The sequence below is a fragment of the Halomonas sp. MCCC 1A13316 genome (assembly GCF_014931605.1).
Classification (GTDB): Bacteria; Pseudomonadota; Gammaproteobacteria; order Pseudomonadales; family Halomonadaceae; genus Halomonas.
Genome location: NZ_CP053382.1, coordinates 1023400 through 1046546, shown reverse-complemented (window position 1 = coordinate 1046546; position 23147 = coordinate 1023400). Strand labels below are relative to the sequence as shown.

Annotated in this window: 20 protein-coding genes and 1 tRNA gene; 8 read left to right on the top strand and 13 right to left on the bottom strand. The window is 59.9% G+C overall.

The window, feature by feature from the left end:
- Positions 1-184 precede the first annotated feature (184 nt).
- Positions 185-1516: a MobV family relaxase gene (gene mobV, locus HNO52_RS04970; RefSeq protein ID WP_197568091.1), complete on the bottom strand. Its 1332-nt coding sequence runs from the start codon at positions 1514-1516 to the stop codon at positions 185-187.
- 575 nt (positions 1517-2091) lie between these two features.
- Here mobV and HNO52_RS04965 point away from each other — a divergent pair.
- Complete coding sequence (locus tag HNO52_RS04965; protein ID WP_197565507.1) at positions 2092-3111, top strand: IS30 family transposase; 1020 nt, start codon at positions 2092-2094, stop codon at positions 3109-3111.
- A 117-nt stretch (positions 3112-3228) separates the two neighbouring features.
- On the opposite strand, the gene HNO52_RS04960 is transcribed toward HNO52_RS04965, so the two are convergent.
- The 4 genes from HNO52_RS04960 to HNO52_RS04945 form a co-directional block, all read right to left on the bottom strand.
- Positions 3229-3651 carry a hypothetical protein gene (locus tag HNO52_RS04960; RefSeq protein WP_197568090.1) on the bottom strand — a complete coding sequence of 141 codons (423 nt, stop codon included), beginning with the start codon at positions 3649-3651 and terminating at the stop codon, positions 3229-3231.
- A 581-nt stretch (positions 3652-4232) separates the two neighbouring features.
- The gene (locus HNO52_RS04955; RefSeq protein ID WP_197568089.1) at positions 4233-4418 is read right to left on the bottom strand and encodes a helix-turn-helix transcriptional regulator; all 186 of its coding nucleotides are present in this window, start codon (positions 4416-4418) and stop codon (positions 4233-4235) included.
- Between the two features lie 194 nt (positions 4419-4612).
- Complete coding sequence (locus tag HNO52_RS04950; protein WP_197568088.1) at positions 4613-5896, bottom strand: tyrosine-type recombinase/integrase; 1284 nt, start codon at positions 5894-5896, stop codon at positions 4613-4615.
- A 162-nt stretch (positions 5897-6058) separates the two neighbouring features.
- Positions 6059-6135: transfer RNA gene (locus HNO52_RS04945), tRNA-Ile, on the bottom strand.
- Positions 6136-6280: 145 nt separating this feature from the next.
- Here HNO52_RS04945 and HNO52_RS04940 point away from each other — a divergent pair.
- Positions 6281-6877: a hypothetical protein gene (locus tag HNO52_RS04940; protein ID WP_197568087.1), complete on the top strand. Its 597-nt coding sequence runs from the start codon at positions 6281-6283 to the stop codon at positions 6875-6877.
- A gap of 32 nt (positions 6878-6909) precedes the next feature.
- Here the strand turns inward: HNO52_RS04940 and HNO52_RS04935 are convergent, their stop codons facing one another.
- Together HNO52_RS04935 and HNO52_RS04930 are read right to left on the bottom strand one after the other, a co-directional pair.
- Positions 6910-8187: a serine hydrolase domain-containing protein gene (locus HNO52_RS04935; RefSeq protein WP_232090752.1), complete on the bottom strand. Its 1278-nt coding sequence runs from the start codon at positions 8185-8187 to the stop codon at positions 6910-6912.
- A 167-nt stretch (positions 8188-8354) separates the two neighbouring features.
- Entirely contained in the window at positions 8355-10160 is a 1806-nt protein-coding gene (locus HNO52_RS04930) for an ABC transporter ATP-binding protein (protein WP_197568086.1), read from the bottom strand.
- Between the two features lie 140 nt (positions 10161-10300).
- On the opposite strand from HNO52_RS04930, the gene HNO52_RS04925 reads away from it, so the two are divergent.
- The 4 genes from HNO52_RS04925 (at position 10301) to HNO52_RS04910 (ending at position 14335) form a co-directional block, all read left to right on the top strand.
- The gene (locus tag HNO52_RS04925) at positions 10301-11176 is read left to right on the top strand and encodes an AEC family transporter (protein ID WP_197568085.1); all 876 of its coding nucleotides are present in this window, start codon (positions 10301-10303) and stop codon (positions 11174-11176) included.
- Positions 11177-11269: 93 nt separating this feature from the next.
- Complete coding sequence (locus HNO52_RS04920) at positions 11270-11413, top strand: hypothetical protein (protein ID WP_197568084.1); 144 nt, start codon at positions 11270-11272, stop codon at positions 11411-11413.
- A gap of 82 nt (positions 11414-11495) precedes the next feature.
- Positions 11496-12953 (top strand): sensor histidine kinase, encoded by a 1458-nt coding sequence (locus tag HNO52_RS04915; protein ID WP_197568083.1) that lies wholly within the window; start codon positions 11496-11498, stop codon positions 12951-12953.
- The gene (locus tag HNO52_RS04910; protein WP_197568082.1) at positions 12950-14335 is read left to right on the top strand and encodes a sigma-54-dependent transcriptional regulator; all 1386 of its coding nucleotides are present in this window, start codon (positions 12950-12952) and stop codon (positions 14333-14335) included. The genes HNO52_RS04915 and HNO52_RS04910 overlap by 4 nt, the downstream gene beginning before the upstream one ends.
- 215 nt (positions 14336-14550) lie before the next feature.
- Here HNO52_RS04910 and HNO52_RS04905 read toward each other — a convergent pair whose 3' ends face one another.
- The 6 genes from HNO52_RS04905 to HNO52_RS04880 all read right to left on the bottom strand — a co-directional run bounded on the left by HNO52_RS04905 (position 14551) and on the right by HNO52_RS04880 (position 20458).
- Positions 14551-15105 carry a polyadenylate binding domain-containing protein gene (locus tag HNO52_RS04905; protein ID WP_197568081.1) on the bottom strand — a complete coding sequence of 185 codons (555 nt, stop codon included), beginning with the start codon at positions 15103-15105 and terminating at the stop codon, positions 14551-14553.
- A gap of 68 nt (positions 15106-15173) precedes the next feature.
- Complete coding sequence (locus HNO52_RS04900) at positions 15174-15659, bottom strand: hypothetical protein (protein ID WP_197568080.1); 486 nt, start codon at positions 15657-15659, stop codon at positions 15174-15176.
- Between the two features lie 284 nt (positions 15660-15943).
- Positions 15944-16795, bottom strand: a complete 852-nt coding sequence (locus tag HNO52_RS04895; protein WP_197568079.1) for an ABC transporter permease — start codon at positions 16793-16795, stop codon at positions 15944-15946.
- A gap of 4 nt (positions 16796-16799) precedes the next feature.
- Entirely contained in the window at positions 16800-18053 is a 1254-nt protein-coding gene (locus tag HNO52_RS04890) for an ABC transporter permease (protein WP_232090569.1), read from the bottom strand.
- A gap of 86 nt (positions 18054-18139) precedes the next feature.
- Complete coding sequence (locus HNO52_RS04885; protein ID WP_197568078.1) at positions 18140-19261, bottom strand: extracellular solute-binding protein; 1122 nt, start codon at positions 19259-19261, stop codon at positions 18140-18142.
- 51 nt (positions 19262-19312) lie between these two features.
- Positions 19313-20458: an ABC transporter ATP-binding protein gene (locus HNO52_RS04880; RefSeq protein ID WP_197568077.1), complete on the bottom strand. Its 1146-nt coding sequence runs from the start codon at positions 20456-20458 to the stop codon at positions 19313-19315.
- A 433-nt stretch (positions 20459-20891) separates the two neighbouring features.
- Between HNO52_RS04880 and HNO52_RS04875 the strand changes: the two genes are divergently transcribed.
- Together HNO52_RS04875 and HNO52_RS04870 are read left to right on the top strand one after the other, a co-directional pair.
- The gene (locus HNO52_RS04875) at positions 20892-21317 is read left to right on the top strand and encodes a universal stress protein (protein WP_197568076.1); all 426 of its coding nucleotides are present in this window, start codon (positions 20892-20894) and stop codon (positions 21315-21317) included.
- A 39-nt stretch (positions 21318-21356) separates the two neighbouring features.
- Positions 21357-23036 carry a BCCT family transporter gene (locus HNO52_RS04870; RefSeq protein WP_197568075.1) on the top strand — a complete coding sequence of 560 codons (1680 nt, stop codon included), beginning with the start codon at positions 21357-21359 and terminating at the stop codon, positions 23034-23036.
- Positions 23037-23147 lie beyond the last annotated feature (111 nt).

Genomic DNA, 23147 nt, shown 5'->3' with positions numbered 1-23147 from the left:
CCCTTCTACACCAATATGAACCGATACAGACGGAATCCCGGCTGAAGGCCTTTCAACGATTCCCACGGCACCGCTCCCCTTAATCCAAGCGCAACATAATCTAGGTTATGATGCATTTAGATCGAATGCCCATACCGGGGCATCCCGGCATGGGCAGTTCGATGGATATTTTTACCTACTGATTTTACCTTCCAAAATCTTTCGCGGTAGTTGGCGTCACCTGAAACAAGTTTAGGTTTTCGTCAGATTCCCGCTTCATAGGCACTCTGCAAAGTGCGCCGTCAGGCTCGAATAAACCACTACTCATGAGGCGCTCAAGCTCCGGTTCAAGTGCATCGTGCTTGATCATCTCCTGCCATAGAGCACGGCGTTCGCTATCAGACAGGTCCACAACTTGCTCAGCTGTCATATACCGTACGGAAGCTACGATCTTATTAACGTGCTTTGCCTGCATTTTCTGTTTTTCGGCGTGGAGCTTCTTCCTTTCTTCTTCTCGCTGCGCTAGACACTTTAATCGGTATTGGCGAACTTTTTCCAACTCCGCGAGACTGAGACCACCAATAAATTTCTCATTTTCCAGTCGCGTTTTGCGATGTTTTTCAATCTCTCGATAACGATCTGCCTGTGCATTTTCAGCAGTTTTCTTCCACTCTTCGGCACGGCGACGATCTAGTTCTGCAGTTGCTGCCTGGGCAGCAAGAGGAGCAACTTGTGCTTGAAGCACTTCTACCAGCCGTGCTGCCACCTGCTCTGGAGTCTCTCTTGAGAGCAACCCTCCTTTGCGTTGGAGTAGATCAGGGTCTATCTTTAAACTAGTTTTACCCCCCCGCATCACAGCATCATGATACTGCTTCAAATCTACATGTTTAAGAGCACTACGCTCAACACCTCGACGCAGACCATGGCGGCTTCCCACCTTTTCAGCGAAATCAGACTGCATCAATATCATTTTCTCACGTGAACCAAGGTAGTGATCAGCGCTTAATACAATATGCTCAGGTACTTTATATTCACGCAATTCTCGTTGCTGCTGACCGGTCAGAGGATCTTTCTTACCTAGTACAGAACGTTTTCGTGTCGTTGCCTCCATATAAGCCAAGGGGCACACATAGGCAACCATATGAGGCGTAATTTCATCCAATTGTATGTTGACTGCAACTACATTATCCCGCCCGTGACGCTCCTCTATCCAAGCCAGAGCATCCTCAAAATAATTGCGCCATTCCACTGGCCCACCATTTTCCTGAAAAGCCGCGTGAGGAGCAGTAATTAAATACTCTATAGCTAATACTGGTGTTTTAGACTTCTGATCGGCGATAAGCAGACGTGTTTCAAGCGTTTGACGCAACTCGACAGGCGTTTTCACGTCTCGCCAATTTTCGTTGAGGTGGGTTTTGCCCTGGTTTGCATGAGCAACGGGCATTGTCCGCCATGTATGTGCTGCGCTTGAACCGACCGCCTCCCAGCTTCTTAACTTGCTTGTCCGAATAATTGCAGGATAGCTCAGGTTACGCATATTTTTCTCCTTAAAGGGTGTGTGCGAAGGGGTACCTTTCTTCCCCTCCCATTCCTATAAGGGGTATGGCGGTACTCAACTCGAATTTTTCGCGTCGTCGCCGTTTTGGGCGGGGCTTCAAGCATGCCGTTACTACTCCAAGAGAAGGGCGGGCGACAGGGACTACCTATGCAGCCTGCCTCGGTGTCTTGCATAAGCCTCTAGGGACTTTGGCACCACGAAGCACACCCGGAATCAGCCGCGTCGGGTGGACAGCAACCAGGGGGTATCACAGAAGCCCCCTATTGCAGCAGACTGTGCTCAGCTGAAGACCCGTAACTCACTATGGGGGTTGTGCAACCAAATTTATGGAAACATTTTCCGTAATACAAGAATTGGAAATGGAACAGCTCAGCAGAATGCGTAAATAACGAAGGATATTTCAATAAACAATTAGAAAATTGTTCATGCTACTTTCTTAATCCTATTGATCGTAAGCCGTATAAATTGAGCAACCAAAGCCTTAATATCATAAATATTACCCGGCGGTCTCAATGACGAAGTGCAACACCTGACCCATCAGGTATCGTGTTGCCATGCCTCATTGCTATCGCCACCTCACTGCTGAAGACCGAGCCGCCATCATGATGATGCGAACCACCCACTCGATCCGGGCCATCGCCGCTCACTTGGGGCGCGCGCCAAGTACCGTGTCACGGGAGCTTGCTCGCCATACGGTCGATGCCAGCAGAGGCTACGATGCCAGCCTGGCAGGCTATAGAGCTCGGTTGGCGCGTCACCGGCCACGTCAGCAACCAAAGCTGCATCCCGGCAGCGAGCTATTCGATTTAGTCGCCTATCTGCTGCGCCAGTACTGGTCACCGCAGCAGATCGCCAGCACACTGTCACTCATGTTTCCTGATGATAATCGCCGCCAGGTCTCCCACGAGACCATCTACAACGCGCTCTATGTGATGCCCCGAGGCTCTCTCAAGAAAGAGCTCATCGCCTGCTTGCGGCAGGGCAACGGCAAGCGTCGGCCGCGCAGCCGGGGTAAAGACCGGCGTGGCCAGATCCCGGACCTGGTTAGCATTCATATGCGGCCGCCCGAGATCGAAGACCGCCTGATGCCCGGCCACTGGGAAGGTGACCTGATCATGGGAGCCAACAACCGATCCGCTGTCGGCACGCTGGTGGAGCGCACCACGCGCCTGGTGATACTGGCCAAACTGGACGGCACGACGGCCACCGCCGCTGCCATCGGGTTCAGCGACAAGCTGAACGAGGTCCCACGCGCCTTGCGGCTCTCCATGACCTACGACCAGGGCAGGGAGATGATGCAGCATGCCGAGATCACACAACGGACCGGGACGGCCATCTATTTCGCCGATCCCCATAGCCCGTGGCAACGAGGCTCTAACGAAAATACCAACGGTTTGTTGCGGCAGTACCTGCCGAAGGGCACGGACCTGTCGGTCTATAGCCAGGAAGAGCTCGATGCCATTGCGGATTCCTTGAACACACGACCGCGCAAGACATTGGACTGGCGAACGCCTCTGGAAGTCTATTCCGAGGTGCTCAAGAAATCGGTCGCTGGACCGGGCACCCTTCAATAGTGTTGCGCTTGGAACTTGAGACCGCCATTCCTGGAGAATTAGACATCCTCCCTCCTTATGCATAACGCTGAAGGAAGCGGCGCGTGAAACGCGTCCCCCGGCCTGACTGATTATACATTAAACGGTTACTGAAGGCTCTTCAGACAACATTTGTTCAAAATGCTCTACAAAATTTTGAGACAAAGGGAAAAGACCAAACCCAAAATTCCCATGAGCACTCAAGAATTGTGCGAACCAAGGCTTCAAAGCCTTTGACAGTGTGATTGGCGGATTAAAAACCGTAGTCGCACCTTCCTCGCCATACAACTTAAGTGAATCTCCAGAATCATCGAGATCATTCACTTTGAATGTATAGCCGACAAAATATTCGTTATCATCAGGTGAACTTCGATAGATGAGCCAAACACGCTCGCTTTCAGCCCAAGCGTTCAATGCCAAACCTTCTTTCGCTGCAATATTCGATGTGAATACATAGGGTTTGGGCGCTTGCATAGGATTCCCCAGCTCCCAACTTTTGTGATATTGAATGAGATGCCTCATGCTCCCTTCCTTAGGTATAACAACAATCATAATACATGCTGAATAACACAACCGAGCGCGACTGCTGCCTTTTCTGGCAATGGCCGCTCAGGGTCGATTCCGGCCATCAGCCAGGCGCTATCGATTCATGCACCAATCCAGCCGCCCCCCCATGTGGAAGGCCGCGTTAACCAGATACTGAAGCCATTGGCTTCCGCACATCTCGGCCGCACCACCACAGATTACAAGCTGATACATATAGCCTATACGCTAGGTCCGGGTTGCACCAGGCTCTCAGATCAACGCAAACGAAACAGGAGTCCGCGAGCGCATAGGTTCTCAAGAAGGCTGTTGGTCTGTGGTCACTAAGTTCACGGAAAAGCCCACATAGGGGGTGTCTACCGGATGGGGCAGTGGCTTGCGGGCGGTCGGTTGGTGCAAGCCGCCATGCTGGGAGCAAGCAAGGCGACAGAGGGGCGAAATGTGTACGCGCGCGACATACTTCGGCGAGGGCCGCTAGGCGCAGTAGAGCTCACCGCCGCTGCTGTAGAGCGACAGTGAGTCTCAGGTGATCTAGCAGCTACTTGCAGACATGGGAACAATCAGTCGTCATCCGGCCCATCGATACGCTCACGGATCCAGGCATCGACATCCTCCTCAACCCAGGCCACAGCCCGGATCCCTAACAGTACTGGTGATGGAAAGTCTTCGGCCTTGATAAGACGATGCATGGTCGAGTTGCTGAAACCACAGCGCTTCAAAACCTCAGGTCGGCGAATCAGTCGCATGGTACGTTCCTCAATTGAAGGTAAATTTTCTTTGGCTCGCCTTCTATAAGGGGTACAACACTCACCAACTCGACATTTGATTGTCTGCGCCGCTCTTCGGCACCTCATCTCGATGAGCCGATACGCATCCCACTCGGTGACAGCTGCTTGTTTGAGAGCCCTGCTAACGGTCAGCAGACGCCATCAGCGGCACCCTAGCCAGCCGCAAGAGCTGCGTTTCTACGTGACTCGTCTTCTCTGCCATGGCGATACTGCTCAGCGTTATCCAGCCCCTCACGAAGTTCGTCCAAGTAGTTCGCCCACGTTTGCAGCATCTCCCGCCGCTGATCCAAAAATTTGGTCCGGTTATAGGCTCGGCCGTTGGCATCTTTCACCTTATGAGCCAGCTGTTGCTCAACGTAATGCTCGGGGTAATCCAAGCGCTCAGCGATGATTGTTCTCGCCGTGGCCCGGAAGCCGTGAGCGGTTTGTCTTCCCTTGTACCCCATGGAATCCAGGGCGCCCTTCATCGTGTTCTCGGACATCGGGCGTTTGCTGCTGCGCAGGCCAGGCAAGACAAAGTGTCCGCGACCGGTGAGAGGATAGAGTTCACGAAGAATGGCCACGGCCTGCCGGGGTAGCGGCACAATCAGCGGCGGTGAGTTCTTGCTAGGCAGGAAGCTCCAGATTGCTTCATCGAGATCGAAGTCCTTCCAATCCGCATGGCGCAGCTCACCGGGACGCACGAACAGCAAGGTAGCCAGCTTCAGAGCAGCGATCGTGACAGGCTGGCCGCGATAGCCATCAATTGCACGGAGGAGCCCGGTGAGTTCTTCGGGATCGGTGATGGCCGCGTAATGGCTCACTGTTGGCTGTCGCAAGGCGCCTCGCAGGTCGGTCGTTGGGTCACGGTCAGCTCGTCCCGTGGTGACGGCATACCGGATGACCTGGCCCACAACGGTCTTGATGCGAATCGCGGTCTCCAGGTGCCCCCGCTTCTCGACCTTGCGCAAGCACTCCAGCAATTCGAGCGGGGTGATGTCCGCTACAGGTCGGCTGCCCAGGTAAGGATAGACATCACGTTCTAGCCGGCTCTTGTTCTTGCTGTAGTGCGTCGGCACGACATTATGCTTGTGAACTTCTTCCAGCCATTCTGTCGCTACGGCCCTGAAGGTGTTCGCCACACCGGCCTTGCCCTCCAGCTTGGCGATACGCTTGACGGTGCTGGGATCTGAACCTTGAGCTAAAAGCTTTTTTGCCTTGTCCCGCTCGTCCCGGGCCTGAGCAAGCGATACCTCGCCGTCCTTCGAGCCATAGACGCCGATAGCCAGGCGCTTCTCCTTCCCGTGGAAGCGGTACTTCAGCCGCCAATATTTTCCGCCGGACGGAGTCACCTCCAAATAGAGACCGCCCCCATCGGCTAAGCGATAGGTCCTATCGCGAGGCTTGGCGTTGCGCACAGCGGTGGCGGTCAGTTTATTGGTCTGGCGTTGGCTCATGGGGGCACCAAATGGGCATCATGTGGTTGTGCCCCCATTGATGCCCCCTTTGGAGGGGGCATGTCAAGAATCTTTCTGACATGTCATGAAACGTCGCCCAACCAATGAAGCCCATGGTTGCGGGGTTTATGGCATGTTCTGGGATGGAGCGGGAAGGAAATTTGGTGGGCCCAGCTGGACTCGAACCAGCGACCAAGGGATTATGAGTCCCCTGCTCTAACCAACTGAGCTATAGGCCCTGCATTGCGCTGCCGTATGATAGCGAAAGCTGAAGTGCGAGGCCAGAGGCTCGCGGAGGCCAATTTCGTTTCACCGCTCCGGGCACTTCCCGGCGTTTGGCGTGTCTTCTGGGGTAAGCCTTCCGCTCCAGGAGACGCATCTTTCATGAAACGCCTTTTCTCTTCTTTCCCGCTGGTTGCCCTGGGTGCCTCCGCCCTTCTGTTCGCCCTGCCGCTGGCGGCCTGGGAGCTCGACCCCGAACGCTCGCGGGTTTCCGCCACGGTGATTCAGATGACGCCCGACGGCCCCATTCCCCGCCAGCATGAGGTGCGGCGGCTGCGGGGCAGTGCCGATGCCGGCGGCAACCTGGAGCTGCCGCTGCGGCTCAACCAGAGCGACGTGGTCGAGCGGCTCGGGCAACTGCCGCCTTGGCTTTCCGGCATTACCGAGCGGCCCATGGCCACCTTGACCACTCGCTTTCCCCCCGAGCGGCTGGAGCGCCTGGCGGTGGGCGATTCGCTGGTGGAAAACCTGACGATGACGGTGCGCTCCGGCAATGCCGAGCGCAAGGAGTCGCTGCCGGTTCGTTTCATCAAGACGGCCGAGGGGCAGGTCCAGATCACCAACGCCGAGCGAGTGGCGCTGGATGGCCAGGCGCTGATGGCCGACCCCACCCTACGCTCGGTACTGTTGTTGCTCGGCTACGAGCAGATCGGCGACGAGGTACCACTCAGCCTCGACGCCGTACTCGTCCAACGCTGACGTCACTGACTCGAGGCTGCCCTTTTCGCCCTCTACTCGCGAGCCATGAGGTATTCGGCCAGCGCCTGATAGGCGGGCAACGAAGTCGGATCGTTGGCTGCATTTCCCGCCACCGGGTGAGAAGCGAAACGCACGATCACCATGCGGGCGGTAGGGTCGATGTAGATCGTTTGCCCATGCACGCCGCGCGCGGCTAAAGCGCCATGATCGTTGTGCAGCACCCACCACATGCCGCGGTAGCTGCCGCCGGGAAGCGTCGCATAGCCGGCCCGAGCAAAGGCGTCGCGGCTGCCTCCCTGACGGATACGCTGGACCGCCGCCTGGGGAAACAGTCGCTCACCATTGAGTTGCCCACCGTCCAGCACCAGTTGACCGAGGCGTGCCAGGTCGCGCAAGCCGGCACTGAGGCCGCCACCGGCAAAGGGAGTACCGATGGAGTCCACGGTGTAATAGGCGTCCTGTTCGGCGCCCATAGGCTGCCAAAGCCGTTCGGAGAGCAGGTCCGCTACAGAACGGCCGGTCGTTCGTGAAATGATCCAGCCCAGCGCGTCGCTGTTGACGGTGCGGTAGCCGAAGACCTCGCCGTGGATGCCTGCGGGCTGCACGGTAGCCAGGTACTCATAGTAGCTACGTGGTCCCTCGTAGCCTTCCGACTTGGGCAGGGGGCTGGCCGCCGCGTTGTAGCTCCAGATTTCGGCGTCGGGATCGGCATAGTCCTCACTGAAGGCGAGCCCGGCGGTCATCTCCATGACCTGCTGCACACTGGCATTGCTGAAGGCGCTGTCGGCCAATTCCGGCAGGATGGAGGCAACCCGTGCCGTCTCGTCCAGCGCCCCTTCGGCGACGAGTATCTCGGCCAGCAGACCGGTAAGCGACTTGGTCACCGACATGGCGCCATGCACGCCAGCCTCGTCCAGGCAGCCCGCATAGCGTTCATAGACCACCTTTCCCTCATGCAAGACCAGGATGCCGTCGGTATAGTTCGCCGCGAGAGAGGCCTCCCAGGACATCGGTTCACCTCCTCCCAACGGTGAAAAAGTCACTGAGTCGATGCCTTTATCCAGCGCATAGGGCAACGGACGTGGTGCCTCGAGGCCACGGCTGACCCGGCGAGTAGGCAAAAGCTCGCGAAAGTGGCAGACCGTCCAGCGCAGCTTGGGAAAGCTGAAGTAATCGCTGTCGGGCTGGCCGATCACGCGCTCGGGGGGTGGCGGGAAGCCCTGCATCCAGCCCAGGGTCACGGGGTCGGTTTCGGCCGCGGTAAGCGGCCGCTCGGTCGCCGCTGCCGGCAGGGCCATGCCTGTCGCCATCAGCACGAGGAGCAGCGTCCGGCACCTTCTGCCTTCTTGCCGAATCGGCCATGAAGGGTCTTCTGGAGTGATGCCCATGACGCTCGCTCCTAGGTGGGATTCATGAAGCGAGTCTTGATCACAACCCTCCGAAGCGCAACGTCGCAAAAACGTCGCTACCGGCCGGATCAGGCAAGCGGCGCAGGTTCCTCCAGCGCGCCGGTCTGCACTCTCCACTGGGCGGCGTAGCGGCCGTCCCTGTCGAGCAGTTCGGCATGGGTGCCCTGCTCGACGACCCTCCCGCCGTCGACCACCACGATCTCGTCGGCGTGGACGATGGTCGAGAGCCGGTGGGCGATCATGATCACCGTGCGGCCATGGCCGATCTTGGCCAGCGAGCGCTGGATGGCGGCCTCGGTCTCGTTGTCCACCGCGCTGGTGGCTTCGTCGAGCACCAGGATCGGCGGGTCCTTGAGCAGTGCGCGGGCCAGCGATAGGCGCTGACGCTGGCCGCCGGAGAGGCGTACGCCGCGCTCGCCCACCGCAGTGTCCAGCCCCTGGGGCAGCGCCTGGATGAACTCCCACGCCTCGGCGGTGCGCGCCGCTTCGATCACCTCGGCTTCGCTGGCCTCGGGGCGGCCGTAGGCGATGTTGTCGCGAATCGAGCCCTCGAACAGGTAGACGTCCTGGCTCACCAGGCCGATAGCTTGGCGCAACGAAGCGAGGCTGACCTCGCCGATCGGCTGGCCGTCGATGCGCACCTGGCCGGCCTCAGGGTCGTAGAAGCGCAGCAGCAGCTTCATCAGGGTCGACTTGCCGGAGCCGGTGGCGCCCACCAGCGCCAGGGTATTGCCGGCGGGCACCTGCAGGCCCACCCCGTCCACGCCCACGCCGCTGGCGGCATAGTGGAAGCTGATGTCCTCGAAGCTCACTTCGCCGCGTACCGGTTCCGCCAACGGCTGGCCCTCGTTGTCCTTCACCGTGATGGGCACCGACAGCAGGTCGAGGATACGCCGGGTACTGGCCATGGCGCGCTCGAACAGGTCGATGACTTCGGCGAGGCCGGTGAGCGGCCACAGCAGCCGCTGGGTGAGGAACACCAGCACGCCGTAGGCACCGACATTGAGGTCGCCGTTCAACGCCTGCATGCCGCCTACGGTGAAGGTGGCGAGGAAGCCGGCCAGGATCGCCATGCGGATCACCGGGATGAAGGCCGAGCTGACCTGGATGGCACGACGGTTGGCCTCGACGTAAGCCTCGCTGACCTGACGCAGCCGCTCGGCCTCGCGCGCTTCGCTGGTGAAGCTCTTGATGGTGGCGATGCCGGAGAGATTGTTGGAGAGCCGGCTCGCGAGATCGCCCACCTTCTCGCGCACGTCGGCGTAGAGCGGGCCGGCCTTGCGCTGGAAGTAGAACGCGCCCCAGATGATCAGCGGGATCGGCGTAAAGGCGAGCAGCGCGATCAGCGGCGAGATGACGAAGAACACCGCACCCACCGCGACCACGGTGACGCCGACCTGGATCAGCGCGTTGGCGCCGCCGTCGAGGAAGCGCTCGAGCTGGTTGACGTCGTCGTTCATGGTGGCCACTAGCTGGCCCGAGCTCTTCGACTCGAAGTAGGCCATATCGAGGCGCTGGGCATGCTCGTAGGTATCCAGGCGCATGTCGGCCTGCAGCCGCTGGGCCAGGTTGCGCCACAGGATCTTGTAAAGGTACTCGAAGATCGATTCGCCGGCCCAGATGAAGAAGGTGAGCACGGCGAGCACCATGATCTGCTGCTGTGCAGTCTCGAAGCCGATCCGCGCGACGAAGCTGCGCTCCTGGTTGACCACTACGTCGATGGCTACGCCGATGAGAATTTCCGGCGCGATGTCGAAGATCTTGTTGATGACGGAGCAGGTCGTGGCGGCGACGATGCGGCGACGGTAACCGCGCGCATAGCGCACCAAGCGCACCAGCGCCTGAAAACTGTTGGCGGAAGCACGGGTTGTCATTTGAGAATTCCTTGCGAATAAGAGTCGCAGCTTACCGGGTCATGGCCGCTAATACCAAGCCGCTGCCGTTCATTGGCGACTTGCGCCGTCAGGGACGTATTCATCACAATGCTTAGCTTGCTCACCGCCAAGGATGCTCGATGGTCGCCGACCTTTTTGCCGTGATGGCTCCCGTTCTGGCCGGCGCCGGCCTGGGCTTCACCTGGATTCGCCTGGGCCAGCCCTACCCCGTGGACTTCGTCACCCGCCTAGTCTTCAACATCGGCACGCCGGCCCTGGTCATTGCCTCGCTGAGCAGCGCCGTGATCGATGCCGGCAGTTTCGGGCGTACCATGCTGGCCACCGCGCTGGTAATGATCAGCATGGGAATCGCCACCTTCGCCATGGCACGCCTGCTGCGCAGGGATTGGCGGGTGCTGCTGGCACCGATGATGTACCCCAACACCGGCAACATGGGGCTGCCGGTGGTGCTCTACGCCTTCGGCAGTGCTGGCTTCGCGTTCGGCATCACGGTGATGGTCACGGTCTCGCTTTTCCAGTTCACCATCGGTGCCGTCATCGCCAGCAGTGGCAATCCCCTGCGAACCCTGGTCAGGACACCCACGGTTTACGCTATCCTGATTGCACTGGCCCTGCTGCTGAGCGACACCGAACTGCCGCGATGGCTGGCCAATAGCGTGGACCTGATCTCGGGCTTCACCGTACCGCTCATGCTGATCACGTTGGGAGTCTCGTTGGCCAGCATTCAGGTGAAGAACCTGCGTTCGGGCATCAGCTTCAGCCTTCTGCGCATACCGGTCGCCGCTTTGCTGGCCTGGGGGATCGGCACGCTGCTGGGTCTGCCGCCGTTAGCGCTCAGCATCCTCGTGATGCAGATGAGCATGCCGGTGGCCGTTTTCAATTACCTGTTCGCGCAGCGCGCCAAGCGTGAGCCGGTATATGTGGCCAGCCTGGTGTTCTGCTCGACGCTGCTGGCCCTGCTCTACCTGCCGATCCTGTTGGCGATTCTGATGTAGTCGCCAACGGTCTCGTACGGGCGATGGGAACGCCCGGAGCGCTCCCGAGTCTCTATCTATCGGGAGCGGTAGCGAAACGCAAGGGAGGGAGTCATGCATGAAGCAAGCAAGCGGCTGGCGGTTTCGCTGGCGTGTTTCGCCGCACGCGCAGGATTGGCCCAAGCCACGAAGGCCGTCGCCGAGCGCACCGAACATTCATGGTCAACGACGATCCGCAGGGTACTCTCTACCGGCTGAGGCCGGCAGCTTGATTCCCGGCGCGGCGCCGGTCCCGCAGTCCGCCACGGCAATAATCGTCAACCACCGTCCACGAGCCGCCATGCGCCTACGCAATCTCATACTTCTGACCATCATTGCACCGCTCTTTCTTGCGCTGCTGATCTTCAGCCTGGTGGCCATCAAGTCACTGGAGGACAACGTGCGCAATCGCCTGGAGCGGGAGGTCCAGGTCATCACCAACGTGATCGGCACCACCCTGAGCCAGGCCATGGCGCGCAACGCTACCGAGCCTCTCGAGGAGTCGCTCTACTCCGCCTTCTCGTTCCACCGCATCTACGGCGCCTACGTGTTCGACGCCAGTGGTCGGGAAATCTACGGCCTGGGGCTGGGTCAGGCGCTGTTCAGCCCCGAGACCATTCGCGAAGTGGCCGAAGATGGCGAGATGCGAGCCGCCTACCGCGAGCACGAGGGTTGGCACTACTACTCGGCGCTGAAACCGCTGCTTTCGGCCACTGGCGAGGTGCAAGGCGTACTGCAGGTCAATCGGCTCAACACGGGCGTCGAGAACTACACCGGGTTTCTCAGTCAATTGGCCCTGCTGGCGTTCGTCATCGGTGCGGCCGGTATCGTGCTGGGCATCTGGTGGGGCTTTCGGCGACACATCGAGCGGCCGCTGGAACGCCTGCTTACCGTCATGCAGCGCGTCGAGTCCGGCGACCGGGGCCAGCGCGCCGAAGCCAAAGGACCGCAGGAGTACGAACGCCTCGCCGTGGCCCTGAACGGCATGCTGGATGCCATGGCCGAGAAGGATGCCGACATCGAGGCGCGCCAGCGCAAGGAGATCGAACTCGAGAAGCGCCTGCGCAAGTCGAAGAAGCTCGCCGAACTGGGGGTGCTGGCTGCCGGGGTCGCGCACGAGATCGGCGCACCGCTCACGGTGATCAATGGGCAGGCCCAGCGGCTGTCCCGACGCGACACGCTCAACGACGCCGACCGGGCCAGGCTGGGGCGAATCCGCAGCGAGGTGGAGCGTATCGTTGAAATCGTGCGCCAGCTGATGGAGCTGGGGCGCCGCCACAATGTCGAAAAAGAGTCGCTGAACCTGACCGAGCTCGTCGACACGGCACACGAACTGGTCGAGGAGGACTTCGAGCAGAACGCCATCCGGCTCGAAACCGACCTGGCCCCGTCCTCTTCCCAGCTGCTGGCCAACGGCCAGCAGCTGGTCCAAGTATTGACCAATCTTCTACGCAACGCTGCCCAGGCCAAGGAAGTCAGCCGTGTGCGCATAAGAGCACAGGAGAAGGAGGGCTGGCTGACGTTATGGGTGGAAGACAACGGTTCGGGTATCGTCGACAAGGACAAAGCGAAGGTCTTCGATCCATTTTTCACCACCAAGCCCGTTGGCCAGGGCAGCGGTCTGGGGCTTTCCATGGTGCACCGAATCATCAACGACCACGGCGGTACCGTCGGGGTGTTCGACAGCGAACTGGGGGGAGCCGGCTTCGAAATCGGACTGCCACTGAACGATGCCGATGAAGGAGGAACTGCCACGTGACAGGGAGCCACAGCCATACCGACCTTCCGATACTCATCGTCGAGGATGACGCCGCCATTCTCGAACTGCTGGAAGAGGAGCTTCAGGAAACCGGTTACCAGACGCTAGGCGTCGGCAGCGCCGAGGAAGCCGTCGTGACCCTGAGCCACAGCGAAGTGGCCCTGGTGATCAGTGACGTCCGCCTTCCCGGCATGAACGGCATGCAGCTGCTCGAACAATTGCGCCATGAAGGTAGCCGCTTGGGATTCATCATCATCACCGCTTTCGGCACCATCGACCAGGCCGTCGAGGCCTTGAAGATCGGTGCCGACGACTTCCTCACCAAGCCGCTGGATCTGGAGAGCGTGGGAGAAGCGGTTTTTCGGGTGCTGGAGAACCGGCGCCTGGCCGAACGCTTGCACCAGGACGAGCCGACGGGACACTTCCATGGCATCGTCGGTGAGAGCGAGACGATGCAGGCGCTCTTCCACGATGCGGCCCGACTGGCCAAGAGCGATGCGCCGATTCTCATACTCGGCGAGAGCGGTACCGGCAAGGAGTTGCTGGCTCGCGCCATTCACGCCGAGAGCCCGCGCTCCGATAAGCCTTTCGTGGCCATCAACTGTGCCAGCATCCCTTCGGAGCTGATGGAGAGTGAATTCTTCGGCCACGTGAAAGGCGCCTTTACCGGCGCCAGCGATTCGCGCCAGGGCCTGTTCCAGGCGGCCAATGGCGGCAGCCTCTTTCTCGACGAGATCGGCGAAATGTCGCCCGGCCTGCAGGCCAAGCTGCTGCGGGCACTGCAGGAAAAGACGATCAAGGCTGTCGGTGCCGAGCGAGAGGAAGCGGTGGACGTCCGCATCATTGCCGCCACCCATCGCGACCTGGAGCAGGAGATCGAGGAGGGAAACTTCCGCAGCGACCTGTTCTACCGCCTGGAAACCTTCTCGCTTCGCATTCCCCCCCTGCGTGAACGTCAAGGGGATATCGAGCGGCTGATCTCCGCCATGATTGAAAAGCACGCCGGCGCCCAGGACAAGAGCATCGAGCGCATCGAACCCTTGGCCCTGCAGACCCTGCTGGACTACCCCTATCCCGGCAACGTACGCGAACTCGAGAATGCCGTCATGCGCGCCGTGACCCTGACGGAAGACGGCGTGCTCAGCCACACCGACCTACCGGAGCGCATTCGCCAGCATGGCCTCGATCAGCGTGGGACCCGCCAGGTCGAGACTGGCAAGTCGCTGGTTACCAGCGGCCAGCAGAATTGGCCTAGCCTGGAAGAGGTCGAAAAGCGTTATATCCAGAAAGTGCTTGAGGCAACGGGGGGCAACAAGCGACGCACCGCCGACATTCTCGGCATCGCCAGGCGCACCCTATATCGCCGCCTCGAAGAGGAGTAGCATGCGCGTTGTTCCTTGCGCCGTTATTGCAGGCATAAAAAAGCCCCCGTGGGAGCTCGGGGGCGAAGCACGCCATGCAATCCGACTGACGGTGCAAGGGGGGAGGGTGGCGGGCCGTCAGCCGATTGCGCCGCGTCATGCTTAGGTGACGCATCCTTGCGTCGGTCTTACTCCTCTGGCCCCAACCGCTCGGCAGGGACCAATACCGCGGAGAATCAAGAAGCGTCGTCGTTCTCATCCTCCGGATAGTCCCACTCTTCTTCCTCGTTCTCGTATTCGTACTCGGGTTCCTCTCCCGGCACCGCCTCGGTTCCCTGGCCGAAGCCGGGGTCGTCTTGCGCGCCAGGCACTGCGGTACCCGGTGCGGCTTCAGTGCCTGGCTGCTGCTCCATGCCAGGCTCTTGCTGCATGCCCGGAGCCTGTTCCATGCCCGGATCCTGCTGCATGCCAGGATCCTGCTGCATGCCCGGATCCTGCGGCATGCCCGGAGCCTGCTGCATGCCTGGGTCCTGCTGCATGCCCGGATCCTGCTGCATACCCGGATTCTGCTGCATACCCGGATTCTGATGCATCCCCGGATCGGCTTCGGCCCCCGGAATGGCAGGATCCTCTGCGTTCGGCTGCGTCTGATATTCGTCCTGCTGTGTCTGCTGCGCCAAGGCCAACGGGCTTGCAGTCAGACCCATGGTCACGCCAATGACGCCGAGCTTCTTCAGAAATTCCTTGGACATCATACTTTCCACCTCCTGGAAGATCGCCTTGCGGCGCATGAAATGGGCGTCCTGCCTCTTGCCCTCAACGCGTTTCGATGACGGCACTTGAATCAACGGGTGACGGGTTAGGTGCCACCCTGCTGCTCTTCCTCATCTTCAGGGGACCCCTCATCCTGGCTACCTTCCATAGTGGGCTGCTGCCCTTCAGGTTGTTGGCCAGTGATCGGTTCCTGCTCGGCTTCAGGGAGCGGATCCTCTTCGGGGGCTACGTCGCCAGTGGTTTCGTCACCAGTAGCTGCATCGCTATTGGAAGCCTCGTCGCCGGACTCTGTCGAACCCGAGCCCTCCAGACTCTCCTCGACGCCAGACTCAGGCTCTGCAGCTCCATCCCCGGCAGCCGTATCGGTCTGATCGATACCCGGATCAGACGTAGCGTCCTGCATCGGCGAACCTTGTTCCTCCATGGTGGGACGCTCTTCCTCGACCGGCGGGAGCTCCTCATCCTCATTGCCGCAACCGGCGAGTGACAGCGTTCCCAACGCTACAGCCACTGCTGAGGCCAAGGCAGTCATTCGCCTGGCAGATCTGCTTGCACGCTTGTCTTGGCTCATGTGGGTCTCTCCCTGGGTTGGTTCGTCCTCTCCACTCACTTAGCATAGGTCGCGCCATCTCTTGCAAAAAAAATAAAAAAATGCGTTAAAATAATTGCTTACAAAAAAAGAAGGTTTTAACCCTTACCTTTCAAGCCTGGCTTTGCTGTGGAGCAAACTGACACATGGCTAGCTCTGCCACAGCGCTCAGGTTTCGCTTGGCTGTGACATGACGCCACAACGAAAAGGGGAGCACCGATTGGTGCCCCCTTTTCTTTTGTACCGAGTGTCGAAGCGCCGATGCGCTATTCCGGCGTGATTCCCCGCAATCGCTCGCTGCGCCGCCGCAACAGCTCCAGCGTCGTCAGCAGCAGCATGGAAAGCAGCACCAGCATGGTGGCCACGGCCAGGATCGTCGGGCTGATCTGCTCACGGATACCCGACCACATCTGAATCGGCATGGTGGTCTGCGCGGGCCCGGAGATGAACAGCACTACCACTACCTCGTCGAAGGAAGTGATGAAGGCGAACAGGGCACCGGATACGACGCCCGGCGTCACCAGCGGCAACACCACCTTGAAAAAGGTACGTGTGGGGTTGGCGCCAAGGCTGTGTGCCGCCTTGATCAAGGTCGTATCGAAGCTCGACAGGGTCGCCGTCACGGTGATGACAACGAACGGTATGCCAAGAGCGGTATGCGCCAGGATCACGCCAAGGTAGGTTTGCGCCAAGTTGACCTTGGAGAAGAAGAAGAACATGGCCGCTGCGGAAATGATCAGCGGGACGATCATCGGTGAAATCAGTAGCGCCATGATCGCTCCGCGTGCGGGCATGTGCCGGTTGGAGAGCCCCAGCGCGGCAACCGTACCCAGGATCGTGGCCAGGATCGTCGAGGCAATACCAATGATGAAGCTGTTCTTGATCGAGTTGAGCCAGGCGCTGGAAGTGAAGAAATCCGCGTACCAGCGCAGCGAGTAGCCTGCCGGGTCGAGACTGAGCATTTTCTCCGAGAAGGTGAAGTAGGGCTCCGCATTGAACGATAGCGGGATGATGATAAGCAGCGGCCCCACCAGGAAAAGGAAGATCAGCGCACAGATGCCCAGGAAGACGTAATGCCAGATGCGCTCGCCGCGAGTTGCGTAGGAAGGAATGGCCATCGGATTACCCCAGCTTGACCTTGTCGACGCCGATAAGGCGATTGAAGATCATGTAGAAGACAATCACCACGAACAGCAGGATCGAGGCAATGGCTGCGGCCAGCCCCCAGTTGAGCGAGGTCTGCATGTGATAGGCGATGTAGTTGGTGATGAAGCGCCCTGACTGTCCCCCCACCAGCGCAGGCGTGATGTAGTAGCCGATCGACAGGATGAACACCAGAATGCCCCCGGCGGCTATGCCAGGAATAGTGAGTGGGAAGTAGACTCGCCGAAAGCTCAGGAAAGGCTTGCCACCCAATGAGCGAGCCGCACGCATGTAGCTCGGCGGAATGGTCTTCATCACCGAATAGAGTGGCAGGATCATGAACGGCAGCAGAATATGGGTCATGGCAATGATGGTGCCGGCCTTGTTATGAATCATCTGCCAGCGTGCCTCGTCGGCAATCACGCCAAGGGCGACCATGACATCGTTGAGTACGCCCTGGGACTGCAGAATGGCGATCCAGGTGGTTGTACGCACCAGCAGCGAGGTCCAGAACGGCAGCAGTACCAGAATCATCAACAGGTTCGAATGGCGCAGCGGCAGGTTCGTCAGCAGGAAAGCGATCGGATAGCCGAGCAGCAGCGTCAGGCCAGTGATCATTGCACTCATCCAGAAGGTGCGCCAGAACAGCCCGACGTGCACCTTGAGATGGTCCGGTACCTGAACAATCTCGCCCGTCGGCGAGAGCTGGAGGTCCACCGCCGCCAAGTAATAGGAGAGCGTGTAGGGAGTTGCCTCACGCTGGATCAGCTTCCAGGTATCGAGCTCACCCCAGGTGTCGTTGATCTCGATCAGCGCTTCCCGGAAAGGCGGTTCGACGCGGCCGATGCGCCGTGCCGTCCGGCTGATCGTCGAGCGCATGCCCGACTTCTCGTAGTTGAGCCGGCTCGACAACAGCCCCAGGTTGCGCGCTTCCTGCCCCTCACGCAGATCCTCGGCAAGAGCGGCAAATACAGGTTCGCCGGGCAGCGACTCGCCGTCCCAACCTTCCAGGGCAGCGACGGTGCGCGACAGCTGAGTGGAGACTTCGGGGTTGTCGACGCTGCGCCATAGCATTTCGACGATCGGCATGACGAAGGCAATGCCCAGGAACAGCAGCAACGGCGATACCAGCAGGAAGGCCTTGACCTTCGAGCGCCGCACGGCGCGCCGCAGGCTGGTCTTGAGCGGCACGCCATCCGCGGTGGTCAGGGGTACAGAGGGCGATTGGGACACTCAGACCTCTCCATCTAGCAAAGGAAGCGATTGGAAAACGCGATGACGAAGGCCGTCGCCCGGGAACTCCCGGGCGACGGCGGGTCTTACTGGGCCAGCCAGGCGTCGAAGCGCTGGGTCAGTTCGTCGTTGTAGTCGGCCCAGAATTCGTCGTCCTTCTGGATGGCAGTCGCAAAGTTGGGCGGGAATGTCGGCATGTGCGGCATCATGTCGATACCCGCCTCGGCGTGGACCGAAACCAGGTCCGAGGAGGAGTAGCGCGCCGGGCCGTAGGAGATGTACTGGGCCTGGTCGGCGAGCCGCTGCGTGTCGGTGGCGAAGTGGAGGTAGTCCTTCACTTTGTCGAGCTTGCCGGTCGGGACCACCCAGCCATCCAGCTCGAATACCTGTGCATCCCAGATGATCTCGAAGGGTTGGTCCTCGGTAACCATGGCATTGAAGATACGGCCGTTGTAAGCGGAGCCGAAGGCTACTTCCTGATCGGCGAGCAACTGCGGCGGCTGAGCGCCCTCCTCCCACCAGATGACCTCGTCCTTGATCGTGTCGAGCTTGGCAAAGGCGCGCTGGATGCCCTCCTCCGTCTCGAGCACGTCGTAGACGTCTTCAGGCGCCACGCCGTCAGCGACCAACGCCCACTCGAGGTTGTTGATCGGCTTGCGCAGCAGGGTGCGCTTGCCGGGGAAGTTCTCCAGGTCGAAGACATCGGCGATGGTGCTGGGCTGTTTGTCCTCGGGGAACATCTCGGAGTTGAAGGCGACGATGTTGGAATAGACGATCGAGGCCACGAAGCACTCGCCCAAGGCGCCGTCGACGAAGTCCTCGCTCGGCGGCGTGCCGTCCGGCGCATCCGCCAGCAGTTCATCGTGATTCAGCGGCTCAATCAGGCCCTCGGCACAAGCAATCATGGCATCGGCCGGCAGCATGTCGACCAGGTCCCAGGTCACGTTGCCCGCCTGCGATTGTGCGCGCAGGCCGGCCAGGGCGTTGCCGCTGCGGTCGAGGTTGATGATCTCGTCGCCGGTCTGCTCCATCCACGGCTCGTGGTAAGCCTGTTGCTGGCTCATGGTATAGGCACCGCCCCAGGAGACGATATTCAGTGTCTGCTGCGCCTGCGCCACGCTTGCCAGGCCCAGGGCCGATGCTCCCGCCACGGCACATGTGATCAGCTTGAGAACCGGTTTCCCTGCTTGCTTGTGATCGCGTTTCATCTTCTATCTCCACTTGTTGTACTTATTGACACAGCTTCAAGTTGAAGCGCATCAGGCATCGAGTGCCCGACAGTCACTACTGGACCAGCCGATATCGACCGACTGCCCCGGCATCAGCGAAGCGTATCCCTTCGCATTGGGTGCCTTGAGAATGAACTCATCGTTTCCGCAAACGTTGACGCGGGTGCGCAGGTGATCGCCAAGATAGATCACCTCCTTGACCTCGGCTCGGAAGCGGTTGTCGAAAGTCTCGTCGGCCTCATCCGCTATGATACTGACGCGCTCCGGGCGCAAGGAAAGGGTCGTGCGTGCCCCGACACTGCCCGCGGCGACGGCCTTGGCCAGCACCGTCTCACCGCTGTCGAGACGGACCTGGCATCTGTCGCCTATGGTTTCGGTCACTTCACCATAAAGTCGATTGTTCTCACCGATGAAATTGGCAACGAAAGCATTCTCGGGCGCTTCGTATAGCACTTCGGGGCTGGCAAGCTGCTGCACGATGCCATCGTTGAAAACGGCGATGCGATCGGACATGGTCAAGGCTTCGGTCTGATCGTGGGTCACGTAGATCATGGTGACGCCCAGATCGGCATGGATACGCTTGATCTCGTACTGCATCTCTTCGCGCAGATTCTTGTCGAGTGCACCCAATGGCTCGTCCATCAACACCAGCTCGGGCTCGAAGACCAGCGCTCGGGCCAGGGCGACGCGTTGTTGCTGGCCCCCGGAGAGCTGTGCCGGCCGCCGGTCGCCGAAATCCTCCAGGCGTACCATGGCCAGCGCGCGATCGACCTTGCGCTTGGTCTCGGCTTTTGAAAGGTGGCGAACCTCAAGAGGAAAGGCGAGGTTCTCGGCTACCGACATATGAGGGAAGAGAGCGTAATTCTGGAAGACCATTCCGATGCCACGCTTGTGCGGAGGCAGGTCGTTGATCGGGTCGCCCTTGAGCAGAATCTGGCCGTGGGTAGGGGTCTCGAAGCCCGCCATCATCATCAGGCAAGTGGTCTTGCCCGACCCGGATGGACCCAGCAGAGTGACGAATTCGCCACGATGAATGTCGAGATTGAAGCCCTTGACGACCAGCTCGACCCCGTCGTAGCTCTTCTGTACGTCGATGAAACGGGCAAAGTGCGTATCCGTCTCGTGTTCAGCTTCCCTTGCGTTGTCGTTGCGTTCTTGTTGCAGGGTTTCGTTCATGCAGGGTTCCCACTAATGGCCAACCGAAAGCGAAGGAGGTTGCATTCCTTACAGGCTGGTCCTTGTTCTTATCGGAATACCATGACCCTATTCCTTTCCAGGCAGTAACCGCAATCCCCGCAGAGTTCAAATAGCGTTGAACGATAGATGGGACAGGAGCAGGAATATCGGGTAACTCGCGGTTACCCAAAGAAAAACCTTACGTTACGCTGAATATCGGCAGCCTGGACAAAGGACAGACTCGGCAGCGTCGCCTCACATGCGTACAATACTTGTTCACATAATAAATGCTGCTGATACGCTCTGGGACGTCGGTTCCAGGACTGGCGTCACACGCCAAAGCCGCCACACTGACGTTGTGTAACGTCCCATACGTGCACCCGCGTACGTCTCGTCGAACAGCCGACATCACGTAAATCAGGAGAGCACGAACATGTATAGCAAAATCATGGTTCCTGTCGATCTTGCCCACCTGAAGGTCCTCGAGCCTTCCCTGCAAGCCGTGGCCGATCTGGCCCGGCACTATCAGACCGAGGTCTGCTATGTCGGGGTAACCTCCAGCGCACCAAGCAGCGTGGCCAGGACACCGGAGGAATACCAGCAGAAGCTGGAGGCGTTTGCCCAGCAGCAGGCATCAGCGCATGGCCAGCCCGTCAGCGCTCACACCATCAGCAGCTCGGATCCGGTCGCCGATCTCGACGACCTCCTGATCAAGGCGATTGATGACGTGGGCGCCGATCTCGTGGTCATGCTGACCCACCCACCGAAGCATCTCGACGTCATCATGCCGTCTCACGGTGGCAAGATCGCCACCCATACCAATGCCTCGGTTTTTCTGATCAGGCCACCCCGCTCCTGACAGTCTTCATTTCATTGCCATCACATCTTCGACGTTTCAATGGGAGAGCGTAACGTGGATAACGATTCTCGCGACGAACGCGCCAAGGAGGCCGAACCCTCGGAAGGCGTGCCAGCGCCGGAAGGACCGGCCAATCTGATCGATACCGATTACGTAATCGGACAGGATAACCTGGCCACCGACAAGCTCGGCTTCAGCATAGACCTGCACGGCAAGGTCTTTACCATTTCGGCTCTGGTCACGGTGTTCTTCGTGGTCTTGACCCTTGCCCTGCAGGACCAGGTCGAGCCGCTTTTTTCAGCCGTACGCGACTGGCTCACCGCCAATCTGGACTGGTTCTTCCTGCTGGCCGGGAACGTTTTCGTGCTGCTGTGCCTGGCGCTGATCGTTTCGCCGCTGGGCAAGGTGCGCATTGGTGGCATGCATGCCAAGCCGGACTTCAGCTACACCGGCTGGTTCGCCATGCTGTTTGCCGCCGGCATGGGCATCGGCCTGATGTTCTATGGTGTCTCCGAGCCGATGTCTCATTTCGGTTCAGCCTTGGGCGGTACCACCGTCGAGGATGGCGTGCGCACTGACTGGGCCCCGCTCGGTGCCGCCGCAGGCGACCCAGCAGCCGCAGCGCGCCTGGGCATGGCCGCCACCATCTACCACTGGGGCCTGCACCCCTGGGCGATCTATGCCGTAGTGGCACTGGCGCTGGCCATCTTCTCGTTCAACAAGGGGCTGCCGCTGACCATGCGCTCGATCTTCTACCCGATACTGGGGGAGCGGGTATGGGGCTGGCCTGGGCACATCGTCGATATCCTGGCGGTATTCGCCACCCTGTTCGGGCTGGCCACCTCACTGGGGATTGGGGCCTCACAGGCCTCAGCCGGGCTGACCTTTCTCTTCGGTTTGCCCGAGGGAGATACCACCATGGTGCTGCTGATACTCGGCATCACCGCCGTCGCCATCGTGTCGATCCTGGCCGGGGTGGACAAGGGCGTGCGCCGACTCTCGGAAATCAACATGGGCCTGGCGATACTGCTGCTGCTGTTCGTCATCCTGGTGGGACCGACCGTGATGATCCTCACCGGCTTCTTCAAGAACCTGGGCGCCTATGCCGTTCACCTACCGGCGCTGTCCAACCCCTTCGGCCGTGAGGATGCCAACTTCAGCCAGGGCTGGACCGCTTTCTACTGGGCCTGGTGGATCTCCTGGTCGCCCTTCGTCGGCATGTTCATCGCACGCGTGAGTCGTGGACGCAGCGTGCGCGAGTTCCTGATCGCCGTACTGCTGGTGCCTTCGCTGGTCTCGGTACTGTGGATGACCGCCTTTGGCGGCACCGCCATCGATCAGTTGGCTGGCGACGGCTTCGAGGGCGTGCGCGACGCGGCCCTCGAGCTGCAGCTGTTCGTCATGCTCGGCGAGCTGCCGTTGACCGCCATCACCTCGTTCGTGGGGATTGTGCTGGTAGTGGTGTTCTTCATCACCTCGTCGGATTCCGGTTCGCTGGTGATCGATACCATTACCGCTGGGGGCAAGGTCGATGCCCCCAAGCCACAGCGCGTGTTCTGGGCCGTCATCGAGGGTGTCATCGCGATTGCCCTTTTGCTGGGAGGCGGTCTCGCCGCCCTGCAGGCGATGGCCGTGTCGACGGGGCTGCCCTTCACCCTGGTGCTCCTGGTCGGCTGCTATGCCATCGTCAAAGGCTTGATGAGCGAGCCGCGCACCTGACCGGCAATTGACGAACGACAGGCGGCCCGAGGGCTGCCTGTCGTTGACGACTCCCTCCTCGAGCTTGCCTGAAATATGCTTGCTTTTCCGGGCGACCTCAACGAGCCTCGA

What these genes read in the sequence shown, in the direction of transcription:
- mobV (WP_197568091.1), bottom strand. Translation starts at nt 1,516, where the DNA reads ATGCGTAACCTGAGCTATCCTGCAATTATTCGGACAAGCAAGTTAAGA.
- HNO52_RS04965 (WP_197565507.1), top strand. Translation starts at nt 2,092, where the DNA reads ATGCCTCATTGCTATCGCCACCTCACTGCTGAAGACCGAGCCGCCATC.
- HNO52_RS04960 (WP_197568090.1), bottom strand. Translation starts at nt 3,651, where the DNA reads ATGAGGCATCTCATTCAATATCACAAAAGTTGGGAGCTGGGGAATCCT.
- HNO52_RS04955 (WP_197568089.1), bottom strand. Translation starts at nt 4,418, where the DNA reads ATGCGACTGATTCGCCGACCTGAGGTTTTGAAGCGCTGTGGTTTCAGC.
- HNO52_RS04950 (WP_197568088.1), bottom strand. Translation starts at nt 5,896, where the DNA reads ATGAGCCAACGCCAGACCAATAAACTGACCGCCACCGCTGTGCGCAAC.
- HNO52_RS04940 (WP_197568087.1), top strand. Translation starts at nt 6,281, where the DNA reads ATGAAACGCCTTTTCTCTTCTTTCCCGCTGGTTGCCCTGGGTGCCTCC.
- HNO52_RS04935 (WP_232090752.1), bottom strand. Translation starts at nt 8,187, where the DNA reads ATGGCGACAGGCATGGCCCTGCCGGCAGCGGCGACCGAGCGGCCGCTT.
- HNO52_RS04930 (WP_197568086.1), bottom strand. Translation starts at nt 10,160, where the DNA reads ATGACAACCCGTGCTTCCGCCAACAGTTTTCAGGCGCTGGTGCGCTTG.
- HNO52_RS04925 (WP_197568085.1), top strand. Translation starts at nt 10,301, where the DNA reads ATGGTCGCCGACCTTTTTGCCGTGATGGCTCCCGTTCTGGCCGGCGCC.
- HNO52_RS04920 (WP_197568084.1), top strand. Translation starts at nt 11,270, where the DNA reads ATGCATGAAGCAAGCAAGCGGCTGGCGGTTTCGCTGGCGTGTTTCGCC.
- HNO52_RS04915 (WP_197568083.1), top strand. Translation starts at nt 11,496, where the DNA reads ATGCGCCTACGCAATCTCATACTTCTGACCATCATTGCACCGCTCTTT.
- HNO52_RS04905 (WP_197568081.1), bottom strand. Translation starts at nt 15,105, where the DNA reads ATGCGCCGCAAGGCGATCTTCCAGGAGGTGGAAAGTATGATGTCCAAG.
- HNO52_RS04900 (WP_197568080.1), bottom strand. Translation starts at nt 15,659, where the DNA reads ATGAGCCAAGACAAGCGTGCAAGCAGATCTGCCAGGCGAATGACTGCC.
- HNO52_RS04895 (WP_197568079.1), bottom strand. Translation starts at nt 16,795, where the DNA reads ATGGCCATTCCTTCCTACGCAACTCGCGGCGAGCGCATCTGGCATTAC.
- HNO52_RS04885 (WP_197568078.1), bottom strand. Translation starts at nt 19,261, where the DNA reads ATGAAACGCGATCACAAGCAAGCAGGGAAACCGGTTCTCAAGCTGATC.
- HNO52_RS04880 (WP_197568077.1), bottom strand. Translation starts at nt 20,458, where the DNA reads ATGAACGAAACCCTGCAACAAGAACGCAACGACAACGCAAGGGAAGCT.
- HNO52_RS04875 (WP_197568076.1), top strand. Translation starts at nt 20,892, where the DNA reads ATGTATAGCAAAATCATGGTTCCTGTCGATCTTGCCCACCTGAAGGTC.
- HNO52_RS04870 (WP_197568075.1), top strand. Translation starts at nt 21,357, where the DNA reads ATGGGAGAGCGTAACGTGGATAACGATTCTCGCGACGAACGCGCCAAG.